General features: G+C 66.5%; 15 protein-coding genes. 11 read left to right on the plus strand and 4 right to left on the minus strand.

Translation table 11 applies throughout. The features are described 5' to 3' along the window. Positions 1 to 8: 8 nt before the first annotated feature. The 4 genes from N8I71_RS10035 to N8I71_RS10050 all read left to right on the plus strand — a co-directional run bounded on the left by N8I71_RS10035 (position 9) and on the right by N8I71_RS10050 (position 3,582). Positions 9 to 683 carry a cysteate racemase gene (locus N8I71_RS10035; RefSeq protein ID WP_262877841.1) on the plus strand — a complete coding sequence of 225 codons (675 nt, stop codon included), beginning with the start codon at positions 9 to 11 and terminating at the stop codon, positions 681 to 683. Between the two features lie 83 nt (positions 684 to 766). Further along, positions 767 to 2,566 carry a translation elongation factor 4 gene (gene lepA, locus N8I71_RS10040; RefSeq protein WP_262877842.1) on the plus strand — a complete coding sequence of 600 codons (1,800 nt, stop codon included), beginning with the start codon at positions 767 to 769 and terminating at the stop codon, positions 2,564 to 2,566. Positions 2,567 to 2,728: 162 nt separating this feature from the next. After that, positions 2,729 to 3,055: a hypothetical protein gene (locus N8I71_RS10045; RefSeq protein ID WP_262877843.1), complete on the plus strand. Its 327-nt coding sequence runs from the start codon at positions 2,729 to 2,731 to the stop codon at positions 3,053 to 3,055. Positions 3,056 to 3,147: 92 nt separating this feature from the next. Next, positions 3,148 to 3,582, plus strand: coding sequence for a DsrE family protein (locus N8I71_RS10050; protein WP_262877844.1), 435 nt, complete (start codon positions 3,148 to 3,150; stop codon positions 3,580 to 3,582). A gap of 22 nt (positions 3,583 to 3,604) precedes the next feature. Here the strand turns inward: N8I71_RS10050 and N8I71_RS10055 are convergent, their stop codons facing one another. Beyond that, complete coding sequence (locus N8I71_RS10055) at positions 3,605 to 3,880, minus strand: hypothetical protein (RefSeq protein WP_262877845.1); 276 nt, start codon at positions 3,878 to 3,880, stop codon at positions 3,605 to 3,607. A 1,006-nt stretch (positions 3,881 to 4,886) separates the two neighbouring features. Here N8I71_RS10055 and N8I71_RS10060 point away from each other — a divergent pair. Further along, the gene (locus N8I71_RS10060) at positions 4,887 to 5,066 is read left to right on the plus strand and encodes a CTP synthetase (RefSeq protein ID WP_262877846.1); all 180 of its coding nucleotides are present in this window, start codon (positions 4,887 to 4,889) and stop codon (positions 5,064 to 5,066) included. A gap of 63 nt (positions 5,067 to 5,129) precedes the next feature. After that, on the plus strand, positions 5,130 to 5,618 hold the full coding sequence (locus tag N8I71_RS10065; RefSeq protein WP_262877847.1) for a cytochrome b: 489 nt from the start codon (positions 5,130 to 5,132) through the stop codon (positions 5,616 to 5,618). Here the strand turns inward: N8I71_RS10065 and N8I71_RS10070 are convergent. Continuing rightward, positions 5,593 to 6,366 (minus strand): alpha/beta fold hydrolase, encoded by a 774-nt coding sequence (locus tag N8I71_RS10070; RefSeq protein WP_262877848.1) that lies wholly within the window; start codon positions 6,364 to 6,366, stop codon positions 5,593 to 5,595. The two genes, N8I71_RS10065 and N8I71_RS10070, sit on opposite strands and share 26 nt — an antisense overlap. A gap of 32 nt (positions 6,367 to 6,398) precedes the next feature. After that, a complete protein-coding gene (locus tag N8I71_RS10075; RefSeq protein WP_262877849.1) occupies positions 6,399 to 7,310 on the minus strand; it encodes a pirin family protein in 912 nt (303 codons plus the stop codon). 147 nt (positions 7,311 to 7,457) lie between these two features. Between N8I71_RS10075 and N8I71_RS10080 the strand changes: the two genes are divergently transcribed. Beyond that, positions 7,458 to 7,961, plus strand: a complete 504-nt coding sequence (locus N8I71_RS10080) for a hypothetical protein (protein WP_262877850.1) — start codon at positions 7,458 to 7,460, stop codon at positions 7,959 to 7,961. Here the strand turns inward: N8I71_RS10080 and N8I71_RS10085 are convergent. Next, positions 7,958 to 9,391, minus strand: a complete 1,434-nt coding sequence (locus N8I71_RS10085) for a Glu/Leu/Phe/Val family dehydrogenase (RefSeq protein WP_262877851.1) — start codon at positions 9,389 to 9,391, stop codon at positions 7,958 to 7,960. The genes N8I71_RS10080 and N8I71_RS10085 overlap by 4 nt on opposite strands. 286 nt (positions 9,392 to 9,677) lie before the next feature. Between N8I71_RS10085 and N8I71_RS10090 the strand changes: the two genes are divergently transcribed. From N8I71_RS10090 to N8I71_RS10105, 4 genes are all read left to right on the plus strand, one after another. After that, the gene (locus tag N8I71_RS10090) at positions 9,678 to 11,201 is read left to right on the plus strand and encodes a Tad domain-containing protein (protein WP_262877852.1); all 1,524 of its coding nucleotides are present in this window, start codon (positions 9,678 to 9,680) and stop codon (positions 11,199 to 11,201) included. 4 nt (positions 11,202 to 11,205) lie between these two features. Beyond that, positions 11,206 to 11,742, plus strand: a complete 537-nt coding sequence (locus tag N8I71_RS10095; protein WP_262877853.1) for a TadE/TadG family type IV pilus assembly protein — start codon at positions 11,206 to 11,208, stop codon at positions 11,740 to 11,742. Positions 11,743 to 11,755: 13 nt separating this feature from the next. Continuing rightward, positions 11,756 to 12,307, plus strand: a complete 552-nt coding sequence (locus N8I71_RS10100; RefSeq protein WP_262877854.1) for a hypothetical protein — start codon at positions 11,756 to 11,758, stop codon at positions 12,305 to 12,307. A 162-nt stretch (positions 12,308 to 12,469) separates the two neighbouring features. After that, the gene (locus N8I71_RS10105) at positions 12,470 to 13,723 is read left to right on the plus strand and encodes a sarcosine oxidase subunit beta family protein (protein WP_262877855.1); all 1,254 of its coding nucleotides are present in this window, start codon (positions 12,470 to 12,472) and stop codon (positions 13,721 to 13,723) included.

Here is a 13,723-nt window from a genome sequence, read left to right on the forward strand (position 1 = left end):
AGTCTGAGATGCGCCCGGTCGGCATTCTCGGCGGCATGGGGCCGGAGGCGACGATCCTCCTGATGCGCAAGGTCATGGAGGCGGTCCCCGCGCAAGACGATGCCGACCACGTGCCGCTGATCGTGCACCAGAACCCGGGCGTGCCGTCCCGCATCGCCCACCTCATCGAGCGGACGGGGGAGGACCCGACGCCGGTGTTGCAGGACATGGCCCGCGCATTGGAGGCGGCGGGCGCTGCGGCACTCGCCATGCCCTGCAACACGGCGCATGCCTATGCGGGCGCGATCCGGGACGCGACGGCGCTGCCCTTTCTCGACATGGTGGAGGCGACGGCGGACCGGCTGGCCGAAAGCGGGGCGCGCCGCATCGGCATGCTCGCCTCGCCGGCCACGCGGCTCGCTTCGGTCTTCGAGGCGCCCTTCGCCGCGCGGGGGCTGACACCAGTGTTCCCGGACCCCGACGACGCGGTTCTTGCCCTGATCCGGGCGGTGAAGCGGGGGGAGGCGCCCGAGACGCTGGCCCCGGACCTCGGGCGGATCGCGGAGGACCTGCTGGCGGAAGCAGACACGCTCTGCGTCGCCTGTACCGAGCTGTCGCTGATCGTGCCATGGCTCAACGGGGTGGCGGTGACGGACAGCCTCGACGCGCTGGTGGCCGAGATCGTTGAGTTTGCCCGCGGCTGATCCCCGGGCCTTGCGCGCATCCCCTTCCCCCGGCCCCACCCTTCCGCTATCTCCCCCTGCGAACCTTCCCCTTGCAGGCCGCCATGACCGACCTCAACCGCATCCGCAACTTCTCCATCGTCGCCCATATCGACCACGGGAAATCCACCCTCGCCGACCGGCTGATCCAGCTGACCGGGACGGTGGCAGAACGCGACATGAAGGAGCAGCTGCTCGACGCCATGGACATCGAGCGCGAGCGCGGGATCACCATCAAGGCGAACACAGTCCGCATCGAGTATCCCGCGAAGGACGGGCACACCTACGTCCTCAACCTCATCGACACGCCCGGCCACGTGGACTTTGCCTACGAGGTCTCGCGCTCGATGCAGGCGGTCGAGGGCTCCCTTCTCGTGGTCGACGCCTCCCAGGGGGTCGAGGCGCAGACGCTCGCCAACGTCTACCAGGCCATCGATGCCGACCACGAGATCGTTCCGGTCCTCAACAAGATCGACCTGCCCGCCGCCGAGCCCGACCGCGTGAAGGAGCAGATCGAGGACGTCATCGGCATCGACGCGCAGGACGCCATCCCGATCAGCGCCAAGACGGGCCTCGGCATCCCCGACGTGCTGGAGGCCATCGTCCACCGCCTGCCCGCGCCCAAGGGCGAGCGCGACGCGCCCCTCAAGGCGATGCTGGTCGACAGCTACTACGACCCCTATCTCGGCGTCGTCGTCCTGATCCGGGTCATCGACGGCGTGGTGAAGAAAGGCGACCGCATCCGCATGATGAAGACGGGCGGCACCTACCAGATCGACAAGCTGGGCGTGTTCAAACCCGCCATGGCCGATATCGCGGAACTGGGGCCGGGCGAGATCGGCTTCTTCACCGCCCAGATCAAGCAGGTGCGCGACACCCGCGTGGGCGACACGGTCACCCATGAGAAGAAGCAATGCGCCGTCGCGCTGCCGGGCTTCAAACCCTCGGTGCCCGTGGTCTTCTGCGGCCTCTTCCCGGTCGATGCCAACGACTTCGAGGATCTGCGCGACGCGATGGAGAAGCTGGCGCTCAACGACGCCTCCTTCACCTTCGAGATGGAGACCTCGGCGGCGCTCGGCTTCGGCTTCCGCTGCGGGTTCCTGGGGCTGCTGCACCTCGAGGTGATCCGCGACCGGCTGGAGCGCGAGTACGACATCGACCTCATCACCACCGCGCCCAGCGTGATCTACCACGTCTACCTGCGCGACGGCTCGATGATGGAGCTGCACAACCCCGCCGACATGCCCGATGCCGCCACCATCGACCATATCGAGGAGCCGCGCATCAAGGCGACGATCCTGGTTCCCGACGAATACCTCGGCGACGTGCTCACGCTCTGCCATGACCGGCGGGGCGAGCAGATGGACCTCACCTACGCGGGCACCCGGGCGATGGTTGTCTACGACCTGCCGCTGAACGAGGTGGTCTTCGACTTCTACGACCGGCTGAAATCGGTGACGAAGGGTTATGCCTCCTTCGACTACCAGATGCTGGGCTACCGCGAGGACAACCTCGTGAAGATGCAGATCCTCGTGAACGAGGAACCGGTGGACGCGCTGTCGATCATGGTCCACCGCGACCGGGCCGAGATGCGCGGCCGCGCCATGTGCGAGAAGCTGAAGGAGCTGATCCCGCGCCACATGTTCAAGATCCCGATCCAGGCGGCCATCGGCGGGCGGGTCATCGCGCGGGAGACGATCGCGGCGCTCCGCAAGGACGTGACGGCGAAGTGCTACGGAGGGGACGCGACGCGGAAGCGGAAGTTGCTCGACAAGCAGAAGGCCGGCAAGAAGAAGATGCGCCAGTTCGGGAAGGTGGAGATCCCGCAGTCGGCGTTTATCAATGCGCTGAAAATGGATGGGTAAGGCCCGGCGCGCCAACCGCTGAAAGCGGCCGCGCGGCCATCGCTCCAGTGGAGCGATGGCAGGGCCGAACGCCCGGAGCGCAAGCGGAGGGCCGGGGATTGTCGTGAATGGGTTTAATCCACCGCCCAACTCCCGCCCGAATCCGCGCGCATATCCCGCGCCATGGACCCGCTCGCCCACATCGCCGGCCTCTCCGTCATCGCGGCCATCATCTTCGGCCTCGGCGCCGCGCTGGCCGCGCTCCATGCCTTCGCCATGCGCCTCCCGTTCTTCCGCTGGCCGCAGCCCCTCCTGCCGCTTCTCGCCGTGGCGGCCCCGGCGCTGATCTGGGCGGGGTTCGGGCTCTACCTCCTCGCGCTCATGGCCGCCGACCCCACGGCCGCCAACCTCTGGCCGCTGACGCTCGGGCTCATGGCCGTCCTCTGGCTTGTCTGGATCGCCGTCTCGGCCACGGTCGCGGCCGTCCTGCGCCGCGTCCGCCGGGCCTGAGACCCGGCACACCGTTGGCGCGGCCAACAAAAAGCTTTGCCAACCTCCGGCCCTGCGCCAAACTCCTCCCACCGAAAGGGAGGACAACCACCATGAAACACCTGTTCGCCGCGACCGCCGTCGCGCTTGTCACCGCTACCGGCGCCTGGGCCGAGGGCGTCACGCATTACGTCGCCATCCAGGTCAACTCGAACGAGCCGCAGACCATGAACATGGCGCTCAACAACGCCGTGAACGTGACGCGTCACTACGAGGCGCAGGGCGATACCGTCGAGATCGAGATCGTCGCCTACGGACCCGGCCTGACCATGTTCATCCCCGACCGCAGCCCGGTCGAGGACCGCATCAACTCCATGTCGCTGGAATACGCCAACATGTCCTTCAGCGCCTGCGGCAACACCCACGCCAACTGGTCCCAGCGCGAGGGGGCCGAGGTACCGCTGCTCGAAAACGTGTCGATCACGCCCTCGGGTGTCGTGCGGCTGATGGAGCTGCAGGAACAGGGTTACGCCTACATCCGGCCCTGACGCCCGCCCCAAGGTGCGCGTCTCAGTCCGAGCCGCGCACCGCCTCGGGGTGTGCCGTCACGAAGCCGCGCAGCACCGCGAAAAGCCGCTTCGCCTCGACCAGGTCGTCGGCATGCAGTGCCGCGCGGATGTCCTCGCTCAGCATCCGCTGTACCGCCTGCGGCCCGCCGTGTTCGTGCATCAGGCGTTCCACCTCTGCCACCGCGGCCTCCTCGGTGATGTGTTCGTGCTCCGCCACCTGCGCGATCTCGGCGCGGGTCAGGCTGCACATGTCCTCCATGTCGTCGAGCGTGATCATTCCATCCTCCCCGGCCCGTTCCCGGACCGACCCATTGCGCGGTCCCCCGACCGCATCCCGCAATTTTAGGCGATCCGCCGGCGCGTCGCGTTGAGACAGGTCAAGCGGCGGGGCGTGCGATTCGACCCCGAACGCGCCCGAGTCGCCGCCGCAGGCCCCGGTTCCACGGCGAAACCACCCGGGATTCGCCTTCGCATGCGCAGAAACGGCGGGGGTCCGGGCCGAACTCTCCACATGCGGACCAAGACTTTGGGGATGCGCCGCAAAAGCGGTGAATCAACCGGCGGCGCACAGGGTTGCCCACATATCGCTCAACAGGAAATTTCCATGCTGCAGTGCTACGGACTTGTCCGAAACGGGCAGTGCTGGGAACGTCACTTCATCGCAGCGGTTTTCGGACAGGCTGCGGGGTTCGAGAAGCCTTCCTCGGGCGATCGGCGGAACGGAAAGGGGCTTGCCCCGGACCGGACTGAACGGGCCAGAGGATCGGTAGCGAACGCAGGCGGGGCCTTCGGGTCTGCGCGCGGGACGCCGCCGAAAGCAGGTGGATCGGGCGGCCTTGACGCCGGAGACGGTGGAAAGGTCAGGGGTTGCAGCCGCAAGGCGGTGGCCCTGTCGGATCGGAGATCGCGGATGTTTCATTCGTGAGAAACGGTTCGGGAAGGCGTCAGGCGATGCAAGGACCGCGTCCAAGCACCTGGCGCTTTTTCCCGTTCAAGGACCCTCGAAACAAACGAAAACGGGACCCGGGCAAGCCGGAGCCCCGTTCCGTTCAGTCGATGCATCCGCGTCCTAGCACCAATGCCCTCATACCGCCGCGCATGTGGGGCCGGCAACAAGATATTGCGTCGAAGTCGACAGGTCCCGCTAACGCATTGGCAATTCCGCCACAGGGATCGGCGCGGGCCAGAGGCCATCCTCCGACTGTTGATCGAGATCAACGCGGCGGGGCGGAGAATCCGATTGTCGTTGCCAATCGAATGCCACCCCATTCGGAGATCCTGTCTTGCGTCTGTTTTTCCTTGTCTTCTCCCTGGCCGCCACGGTGCTTTCCGGCGTGGGGATCACCGTCGTTCTTGCTGCCGGGATGCCGGGCTGGCAGCCCATCGTCGCCGCAGCCGCGGTGGGCGCGGTGCTGGCCCTTCCCGCAACCTGGGCGGCCACGCGCAGGATCTCGCAACTCTGAACGTTGCGGGCGCCGCGAAGCGTCGTATCCTTCGCTCCACCGATGCCAGCCGAGGAGCGCGCCGTGAACCAATCGACGGGATACAGCCGGATGCAGATCCGCCTGCACTGGGCCACCGTGGTCCTCGTGGCGCTGCAATACCTTCTGCACGAGGGCATCTCGGAGGCCTACGAGGTGGCGCAGGACACCGGGGTCTACGCGCTCTCGACGCCGGTGGTCGGTCATGCGGCCGGCGGCATGATCATCCTGCTGCTTACGGCCTGGCGATTGATGCTCAGGCGCGAGCATGGTGCGCCGCCGCCGCCCGAGGGCGAGCCCGCCCTGTTCCGGCGCCTGTCCCACGCCGGGCACATGTCCTTCTATGTGCTGCTGTTTCTTCTGCCCGTGACAGGCGTGATGGCCTGGGGTGGCCGGATCGAAGCTGCGGGTGACGCGCATGAAGTGCTTCGCGCGATCCTGATGATCGTGATCCTCGCCCATGTCGGCGCGGTGCTGGTGCATCAGTTCGTCTGGAAGACGGGACTGCTCAGGCGGATGATGCGTCCGCAGTGAGAAAGGCGCGCAGCGCGGCCTCGAATTCCCTCGGTTTCTCGGCGTGCAGCCAATGGCCCGCTCCGGGGATCTTCGCGAAGCGCGCGGCCGGAAACAGGGCGCGGATCGTGTCACGGTATTCGGGCCGGACGTAGTCGGACAGGGCGCCCGAAAGAAACAGCGTCGGACCTTCGAAACTCCCGCCGAGGTCCGGCCATCCGACGATCCCCGCCATCTCGGCCGACAGCGCGTCGAGGTTCAGCCGCCAGCGACGGCCGGCCACGTCGAGCGACTGGAGCAGGAAGGCCCTCACGCCGTCCTCCGGCACGATCGCGGCAAGTTGCGCATCCGCGTCGCGGCGGGTGGCGACCCTCGACAGGTCCACCGAGCGCATCGCGTCGATCATCGGCTGCTGGGAATGACCGTAGGCCACGGGCGCGATATCGGCGACGACGAGGCGCCGGACGGTTTGCGGGTGGGAAAGGGCGAGCGCCATCGCCGCCTTGCCCCCCATGGAATGGCCGACCACGTCGGCCTGGCCGGCATGCGCGGCGATCACCTCGGCGAGGTCCCCGGCCAGGTCGGCGTAACCGTGGCGATCCGACCAGGGGCTTTCGCCATGGTTGCGCATGTCGACCGCCAGAACCTTGCGCCCTTCGGACAGCCGTTTCGCGATCACACCCCAGTTCCGCGCGGACCCGAAGAGACCGTGGGCGATGAGGATCGGCGGCTCGACAGCGTCGGTGCCCTGGATGACCGTGTGCAGCATGAGCCGCCTTCTAGCGGGCCGGGCGGCAAGGCTCAATGCGCGGGCTGGATGAAGGTTCCGTTGCGCAGGTCGCGCATCGCCTGCATGAGTTCCTCCTGCGTGTTCATCACGATCGGCCCGTGCCAGGCCACAGGCTCCTCGATCGGCGCGCCGGAGATCAGGAGGAAACGCACCCCCTCCGGGCCCGCCTGCACCGTCACCTCGTCGCCCGCGCCGAACCGGATCAGCGTCCGGTCGCCCGACATGTCGCGGATGTTCACCTCGCGGCCCATCACTTCCTTTTCCAGAAGGACGCCCGTGGGCTTCGAGGCATCGCTGAAGGCACCCGCCCCCTGGAAGACATAGGCGAAGGCCCGGCGGTACGTGTCGATCTTGAACGTCTTCCGCACCCCTGCAGGCACTGTGATGTCCAGATACTGCGGATCGGCGGCGATGCCGTCGACGGGCCCGCGCTTGCCCCAGAACTCGCCGGTGATGACACGCACATGCGTGCCGTCGTCATCGGTGATCTCGGGGATCTCGGCGCCCTGGATGTCCTGGTAGCGCGGCGCGGTCATCTTCATGCTGGACGGCAGGTTGCCCCAGAGCTGGAACCCGTGCATCTGCCCCTTCGCGTTCCCCAGCGGCATTTCCTGGTGAAGGATGCCAGACCCGGCCGTCATCCACTGGACCGAGCCCGGGCCGAGGCGCCCGGTATTCCCGAGGCTGTCGGCATGCTCGACCGTGCCTTCGAGGACATAGGTGATCGTCTCGATCCCCCGATGGGGATGCCACGGGAAGCCCTTCCGAAAATAGGCCGGGTCGTCATTGCGGAAATCGTCGAACAGGAGGAACGGGTCGAGTTCGGTCGGGTCCTGGAAGCCGAAGGCGCGGTGCAGGTGGACACCCGCGCCTTCCATGGTGGGCTGGGCGGGACGGGTCTCGAGGATCGGGCGGATGGACATGGGATTTCTCCTGAGCGTGCGTTGACCGGCAGATAGTCCGCGCCGCGCGTCGCGGCAATCGGGCCTTGCGAAGGGCAACTGTGCGTTCGTGCAGAACCGGCGCATCGCCCCTCGCCAAGGGCCGCAGCAGCGGATATGGGGCGGGACATGGCGAACCGCAGAAACAGACCCGGCCCGGACGACGTGCTGGCCACGATCAACCCGAAACCCGCGCGGCGCTGGTTTGCCGTGGGCACGACGGGTCTGCTCGGCCTGATCCTCGTCTATATCGCCGCCGCGTTTCCACCCGCCGATCTCGCGTGGCTGGCCTTCCTCGTGGCGCTCGGGGCGATTTGCCTCTGGTGGGCCTGGCGCGTCTGGACGGCAACCGCCGTCACGCTGGAGCTGACGCGGAACGAATTGCGGGAACGGGGCGGACGGCAGCTCTGTGCCGTGGAGAACATCGACCGGATCGACGGAAGCGCCTTCGCCTTCAAACCCGCCGCGGGGTTCGTGATCCACCTGCGCGAACCCGGCACGCGCGTCTACGCGCCGGGTCTCTGGTGGCGGTCGGGCCGCCGTGTCGCGGTTGGCGGGGCCACGGCCCGCGCCGAGGGCAAGGCGGTGGCCGAGCTGCTCAACGTGATCCTCGCCGAGCGCGAGCGCGGCTAGATCCCCTTTTCCTCGTAGCTTCTGGCGACCCGCTTGATGCCCACGAGAAAGCCAGCCGTGCGCAGGTCGGTGACGTCGTCGCGTTCCCACCAGATTTCGCGCATGGACTGGTAGGCGCCGCGCATCGTGTCATCGAGGCCCGAGCGCACGAGCTCCAGCTCGCCCGCGCCCCTGAGGTATTTCTCCTTGAAGCCGGGCGAGAGCGTCCAGTTGATCGACGCGTCGCGGCTGATCCGCTCCAGCTCGTCGACGATCAGCTGGTGGCGCGCCTCCTCCTGCCGGCGCTGCATCCGGCCGAACCGGATGTGGCTGAGGTTCTTGACCCATTCGAAGTAGGACACCGTGACGCCACCCGCATTGGCGTAGAGGTCAGGAATGATGACCGTCCCCTTGTGGCGCAGGACCTCGTCCGCACCCGCCGTTATCGGCCCGTTCGCGGCCTCGACGATCAGCGGCGCCTTGATGTTCTCGGCGTTGCCGAGGTTGATGACCCCTTCCAGCGCGGCCGGAATGAGGATGTCGCACTCGGCCTCCAGCACGGCCCTGCCATCGGCATGAAAGGTGCCGAAGGGGCAATCCTTGACCCCGCCATGCCGCACGATCCAGTCCCGCAGCGCCGCGATGTCGAGACCGTCGGGGTTCTCGACCGCGCCATCGCGCTCGATCACGTGGGTGATCTTGCAGCCGTCCTCGGTCGAGAGGAACAGCGCAGCGTGATAGCCTACGTTGCCGAGGCCCTGCACCACCACGCGCTTGCCGTCGAGCGAACCCGCGAGGTTCGCGCGCTTCACATCCTCGGGATGTCGGAAGAACTCGCGCAGCGCGTATTGCACGCCGCGCCCCGTCGCCTCGACCCGGCCCTGGATGCCGCCGGCATGGATCGGCTTGCCCGTGACGCAGGCGCGCGCGTTGATGTCGGTCGTGTTCATCCGGTTGTACTGGTCGGCGATCACCGCCATCTCGTTCTCGCCCGTCCCCATGTCGGGCGCCGGCACGTTTTGCGCCGGATTGATGAGGTCGCGCTTGATGAGCTCGTAGGCGAAGCGGCGGGTGATCTTCTCGATCTCGTCGCGGTCGTACTGGCGCGGATCGATGCACAGCCCCCCCTTCGATCCGCCGAAGGGCGCCTCGACCAGCGCGCACTTGTAGGTCATCAGCGCGGCCAGCGCCTCGACCTCGTCCTGGTGGACGGTCGGCGCGTAGCGGATGCCGCCCTTCACGGGCTCCATGTGTTCGGAATGGACCGATCGGTAGCCGGTGAAGGTCCGGATCTCGCCCCTGAGGCGGACCCCGAACCGAACGGTATAGGTCGCGTTGCAGACGCGGATCTTCTCCTCGAGCCCCGGCGGCAGATCGAGAAGCGCGGCAGCGCGGTTGAACATCAGGTCGACGGACTGGCGGAAACTCGGCTCGGTCGCCGTGGTGGACATGGTCTCTCCTCCCCGGCCCGGCAGGGTTGAGCACGCCCCAAGCGGCGGCGCCACCGGGCGCTGGCCCATGAAACGCACAGGCGGCCCCGCGGTTACAACCCCCAAATCCGCCAAATTGGGTCGATCAGGAACCGGTTGGCGTCCACCCGCCCTTTCTTTCCGCCCCGGGCCGAAACACCCCGTTTCCATCTTCGAACTGCCAAAATTCTGCCGCGGTTGCACGGCAGTTGGATGCTTCCATTCCTGCGTCTTGTCGCAGTCCAGGGGTAACCAGCAGGAGCGCGAAATGCGCCAGTTCGACCGGATCTCGACCATCCATGGCGCCTACTCGGCGCGCCGCGACCGGCTTGTCCGCCGGTTCATGCGGAGCGAGGAAGGCACGATCACCACCTTCGCACTGATGATCTTCATCCTGATGGTGGCCGTCGCCGGAATCGCGATCGACATCATGCGCTACGAGACACAGCGCGTGCAGTTGCAGTACACGCTCGACCGCGCCGTCCTGGCCGCGGCTTCGGTGTCGCAGCCGCTGAACCCTGTCGCGGTGGTCGAGAACTATTTCGAGATCTCCGGCCTCAACAACTACCGCCTGAACGTGAACGTCGAGGAAGGCATCAACTTCCGCCGCGTGAACGCCTATGCAGAAGTCGAGATCAACACGCTCTTCATGCACATGTTCGGGGTGCGCGTCCTGACCTCGCCCGCGGAAGGCGCCGCCGAGGAGATCATTCCGAACGTCGAGGTCTCGCTCGTTCTCGACATCTCGGGCTCCATGCGCTTCACCGACAGCGACGGCATGCCCCAGATCGACCGGCTGCGCCCGGCCGCCCGAAACTTCATCGACCGCGTCCTCGAAGACGACCGTGCGGCCGCGACCACGATCTCGGTGGTTCCCTATGCCGGACAGGTCAATCCCGGCGCGGCGATGTTCGACCTGATCGGTGGCGTGCGCGCCTATGTCGACTACGAGGATACCAACGGCGACACCGTCACGGTCCTGCGCGACCACCCCCGATCGCATTGCGTGGAATTCGACAGCAGCGACTTCGACCTGCGCGCAATCCCGCAGGGCGCTTCGTTCGACCAGGTGCCGCATTTCATGAACTGGTCCATCGACAATCCGACGATGGACTGGGGCTGGTGCCCGCTGGAGGGCAACACCAGCCTGCTCGAGAACTCCTCGGCGATCCAGTATTTCTCGAACCAGGCAAACGACCTCGAGGGTTACATCAACCGGATGCGCCTGCACGACGGCACGGGCACGCATTACGGGATGCTTTGGGGCCTCTGGCTTCTGAACCCCGACAGCAACTGGGCCGTGCGGGAACTGGTCAATCAAGGTGCGGTGTCCTCCGATTTCGAAGACCGCCCGGCGGCGTTCGACGACCCCGAGACGCTGAAGGTGATCGTCCTGATGACCGACGGCGCCATCACCGACCAGATCCGTCCGCGCTTCCAGGACCGGACGCTGTCGCCGCTCGATGAAACCAACCCCACCCGGATCTTCCTGAACCACACGCAGGAACTGCAGGAGCAGAGCAACAGCGGGGACTGCAACGGTCAGGGCTGCCGTGTCACCGAGAGCGCCCGGAACACGAACCTCAGCCGCTTCTACGCCGCCTGCCAGGCCGCGCGGGACAACGGCGTGATCGTCTTCACCATCGCCTTCAACACCAATTCCAACGGTCGGACCGAGATGCAGAACTGCGCTTCGTCGATCGCCCATTACTACGACGTGCGGGGCTCCGATCTCGATGCGGCCTTCCAGTCCATCGCCGGCGCCATCAACCAGCTGAGGCTCATCCAGTAATCCGATGAACGGACTCGCATTTCATATCCGGCAATTCGCACGCCGCGAGGAAGCCACCGCGACGATGGAATTCGTCATCACCTTCCCGGTGATCATGATCCTCTTCATCGCCGTCTTCGAGACCTCGATGATCATGACGCGTCAGGTGATGCTCGAGCGCACGCTCGACCAGGCCGTGCGCATCCTGCGGCTTGCCAATGGGCTGACCGTCACGCCCGCCGACATCCGGACCGCGATCTGCGACAACACCGGAATGCTTCCGAACTGCGAGGCACTTCTCACGATCGACCTGCGTCGCGTGAACCGCATGACCTACGCGGTGCCGGACAACCAGGAGCTCTGCATCGAGCGCGCCGACGCAACCGCCACACCCAGCAACTCGTTCACGGCCGGCGGCGACAACGAGGTAATGCTTGTACGCGCCTGCATGATCGTGGACCGGGTGCTGCCCTTCTCCGGCTTCGGCCTCAACCTCACGCGCGACGATTCGGGGGGGCTGCACATGATGGCGTCCTCCGTCTTCGTGAACGAACCGGACTGAGAGGGCCCGAGCCATGATCCAGAGCCTTCGGAACTTCATCCACGACACCCGCGCCGCCGTGGCGTTCGAGACGGTCCTTTTGACGCCCCTGCTCGTCTGGGCCTATGTCGGCAGCTTCGTCTTCTTCGACGCGTACCGTGTCTACAACACGTCGGTGAAGGCGACCTACATGGTTGCCGACATGCTGTCGCGGCAGACCAACATGGTCTTCGGCCACGACATCTCGGGCATGGCCAACGTCATCGACACCATCATCCGAGGTTCGGGCGACGTGCAGATGCGCGCCACCCAGATCGCGATGATCAACGGCAACTACCGGGTCGACTGGTCCCATGGCGTGAACGGCGCGGCGCGACTCTTCGACGCCAACCTCGTCGACATGACCGACCGTCTTCCCGTCATGGCCAACGGCGAACGGGTGGTTCTGGTCGAGACATTCGTCGCCTACGATGCGCCTTTCGAGATCGGCCTGACCGTTCTGCGGTTCGACAACTTCACGCTGGTGCGTCCGCGCTACGCCGGACAGGTTCCCTTCAGCGCGACGGGCATGCCCACTTCTTCCTGACGTCGGCTCGGCCCTCGTTTCCGCGCCATTGCCGCGCCGTGGCCCTTCAGGTCGCGGTGCGGCATCGCGTTGTCGCAGACGGACTTTCCATCGCGACGCCGAGGTTCGATAAAGGCGCGGTGGCCTGGCCCGTTCCGGGAGGGCCCGACCTCGAGGAGCGAGATGCGGTATTCCGGCTTGGCCGTTCTGGCCCAGGGCTTGACTGGCAACAGGGGCTGGCGCCCGGCGTGGCGTGACCCGGCACCGAAAGACGCCTACGACATCGTCATCATCGGTGGCGGCGGCCACGGCCTCGCCACCGCCTTCTACCTGGCCAAGGAGCACGGCCTGCGCAACATCGCGGTGCTCGAGAAGGGCTATCTCGGCGGCGGCAACATCGGGCGCAACACCACCATCGTGCGCGCAAACTACGGGCTGCCCGGGAATTCCGAGTTCTACTCGCATTCGCTGAAGCTCTGGGAGGGGCTGGAGGCGGAGCTCAACTACAACGTGATGCATTCCCAGCGGGGCATCATCAACCTGTTCCATTCCGACGGCCAGCGCGACGCCTATGCACGGCGCGGCAACGCCATGATCAACCAGGGCGATGACGCGATCCTCCTCGACAGGGCGGGCGTGCGGAAACTCCTGCCCTATCTCGACTACGAGCAGACGCGCTTCCCGATCTATGGCGGGCTCTACCACCCGCGCGGCGGCACCGCGCGCCACGATGCGGTGGCCTGGGGCTTCGCACGCGGCGCGGACATGCGGGGCGTCGATCTGATCCAGAACTGCGAGGTGACGGGGATCGACATCGAGGGCGGGCGCGTGACCGGCGTGCAGACCTCGCGCGGCGCGATCCGCGCCAAGAAGGTGGGCATCGTGGTCGCCGGCCGCTCCTCCCAGGTCGCGGCGATGGCGGGGATGCGCCTGCCGATAGAAAGCCACATCCTCCAGGCCTTCGTCACCGAGGGGCTGAAGCCCGTGATCGACCACGTCGTGACCTACGGCATGGGGCATTTCTACATCAGCCAGTCCGACAAGGGCGGCCTCGTCTTCGGCGGCGACCTCGACTTCTACGCCAGCTACGCCGCGCGCGGGAACCTGCCCATGGCCGAGCACGTGATGGAAGCGGGTCTGACGCTGATGCCGATGATCGGCAAGGCAAGGATCCTGCGGTCCTGGGGCGGGATCATGGACATGTCGCCGGACGGTTCGCCGATCATCGACCGCACCCATATCGAGGGGCTCTATCTCAACTGCGGCTGGTGTTACGGCGGGTTCAAGGCGGTGCCGGCATCGGGGCACACCTTCGCCCATCTCATCGCCACCGACCGACCGCACGAGGCCGCCGCGCGTTACCGCCTGGACCGCTTCGCCACGGGCCGCGGCCTGATGGACGAAGAGGCGAAGGGCAGCCAGCACAACCTGCACTAG

It is taken from the genome of Roseicyclus sediminis, from assembly GCF_025515305.1.
Taxonomy (GTDB): domain Bacteria; phylum Pseudomonadota; class Alphaproteobacteria; order Rhodobacterales; family Rhodobacteraceae; genus Roseibacterium; species Roseibacterium sediminis.

Excerpts from the sequence above, each read along its gene's own strand:
- N8I71_RS10070 (WP_262877848.1), bottom strand. The coding sequence starts at position 6,366 with ATGCTGCACACGGTCATCCAGGGCACCGACGCTGTCGAGCCGCCGATC.
- N8I71_RS10045 (WP_262877843.1), top strand. The coding sequence starts at position 2,729 with ATGGACCCGCTCGCCCACATCGCCGGCCTCTCCGTCATCGCGGCCATC.
- N8I71_RS10055 (WP_262877845.1), bottom strand. The coding sequence starts at position 3,880 with ATGATCACGCTCGACGACATGGAGGACATGTGCAGCCTGACCCGCGCC.
- N8I71_RS10105 (WP_262877855.1), top strand. The coding sequence starts at position 12,470 with ATGCGGTATTCCGGCTTGGCCGTTCTGGCCCAGGGCTTGACTGGCAAC.
- N8I71_RS10100 (WP_262877854.1), top strand. The coding sequence starts at position 11,756 with ATGATCCAGAGCCTTCGGAACTTCATCCACGACACCCGCGCCGCCGTG.
- N8I71_RS10095 (WP_262877853.1), top strand. The coding sequence starts at position 11,206 with ATGAACGGACTCGCATTTCATATCCGGCAATTCGCACGCCGCGAGGAA.
- N8I71_RS10090 (WP_262877852.1), top strand. The coding sequence starts at position 9,678 with ATGCGCCAGTTCGACCGGATCTCGACCATCCATGGCGCCTACTCGGCG.
- N8I71_RS10050 (WP_262877844.1), top strand. The coding sequence starts at position 3,148 with ATGAAACACCTGTTCGCCGCGACCGCCGTCGCGCTTGTCACCGCTACC.
- lepA (WP_262877842.1), top strand. The coding sequence starts at position 767 with ATGACCGACCTCAACCGCATCCGCAACTTCTCCATCGTCGCCCATATC.
- N8I71_RS10035 (WP_262877841.1), top strand. The coding sequence starts at position 9 with ATGCGCCCGGTCGGCATTCTCGGCGGCATGGGGCCGGAGGCGACGATC.
- N8I71_RS10080 (WP_262877850.1), top strand. The coding sequence starts at position 7,458 with ATGGCGAACCGCAGAAACAGACCCGGCCCGGACGACGTGCTGGCCACG.
- N8I71_RS10085 (WP_262877851.1), bottom strand. The coding sequence starts at position 9,391 with ATGTCCACCACGGCGACCGAGCCGAGTTTCCGCCAGTCCGTCGACCTG.
- N8I71_RS10075 (WP_262877849.1), bottom strand. The coding sequence starts at position 7,310 with ATGTCCATCCGCCCGATCCTCGAGACCCGTCCCGCCCAGCCCACCATG.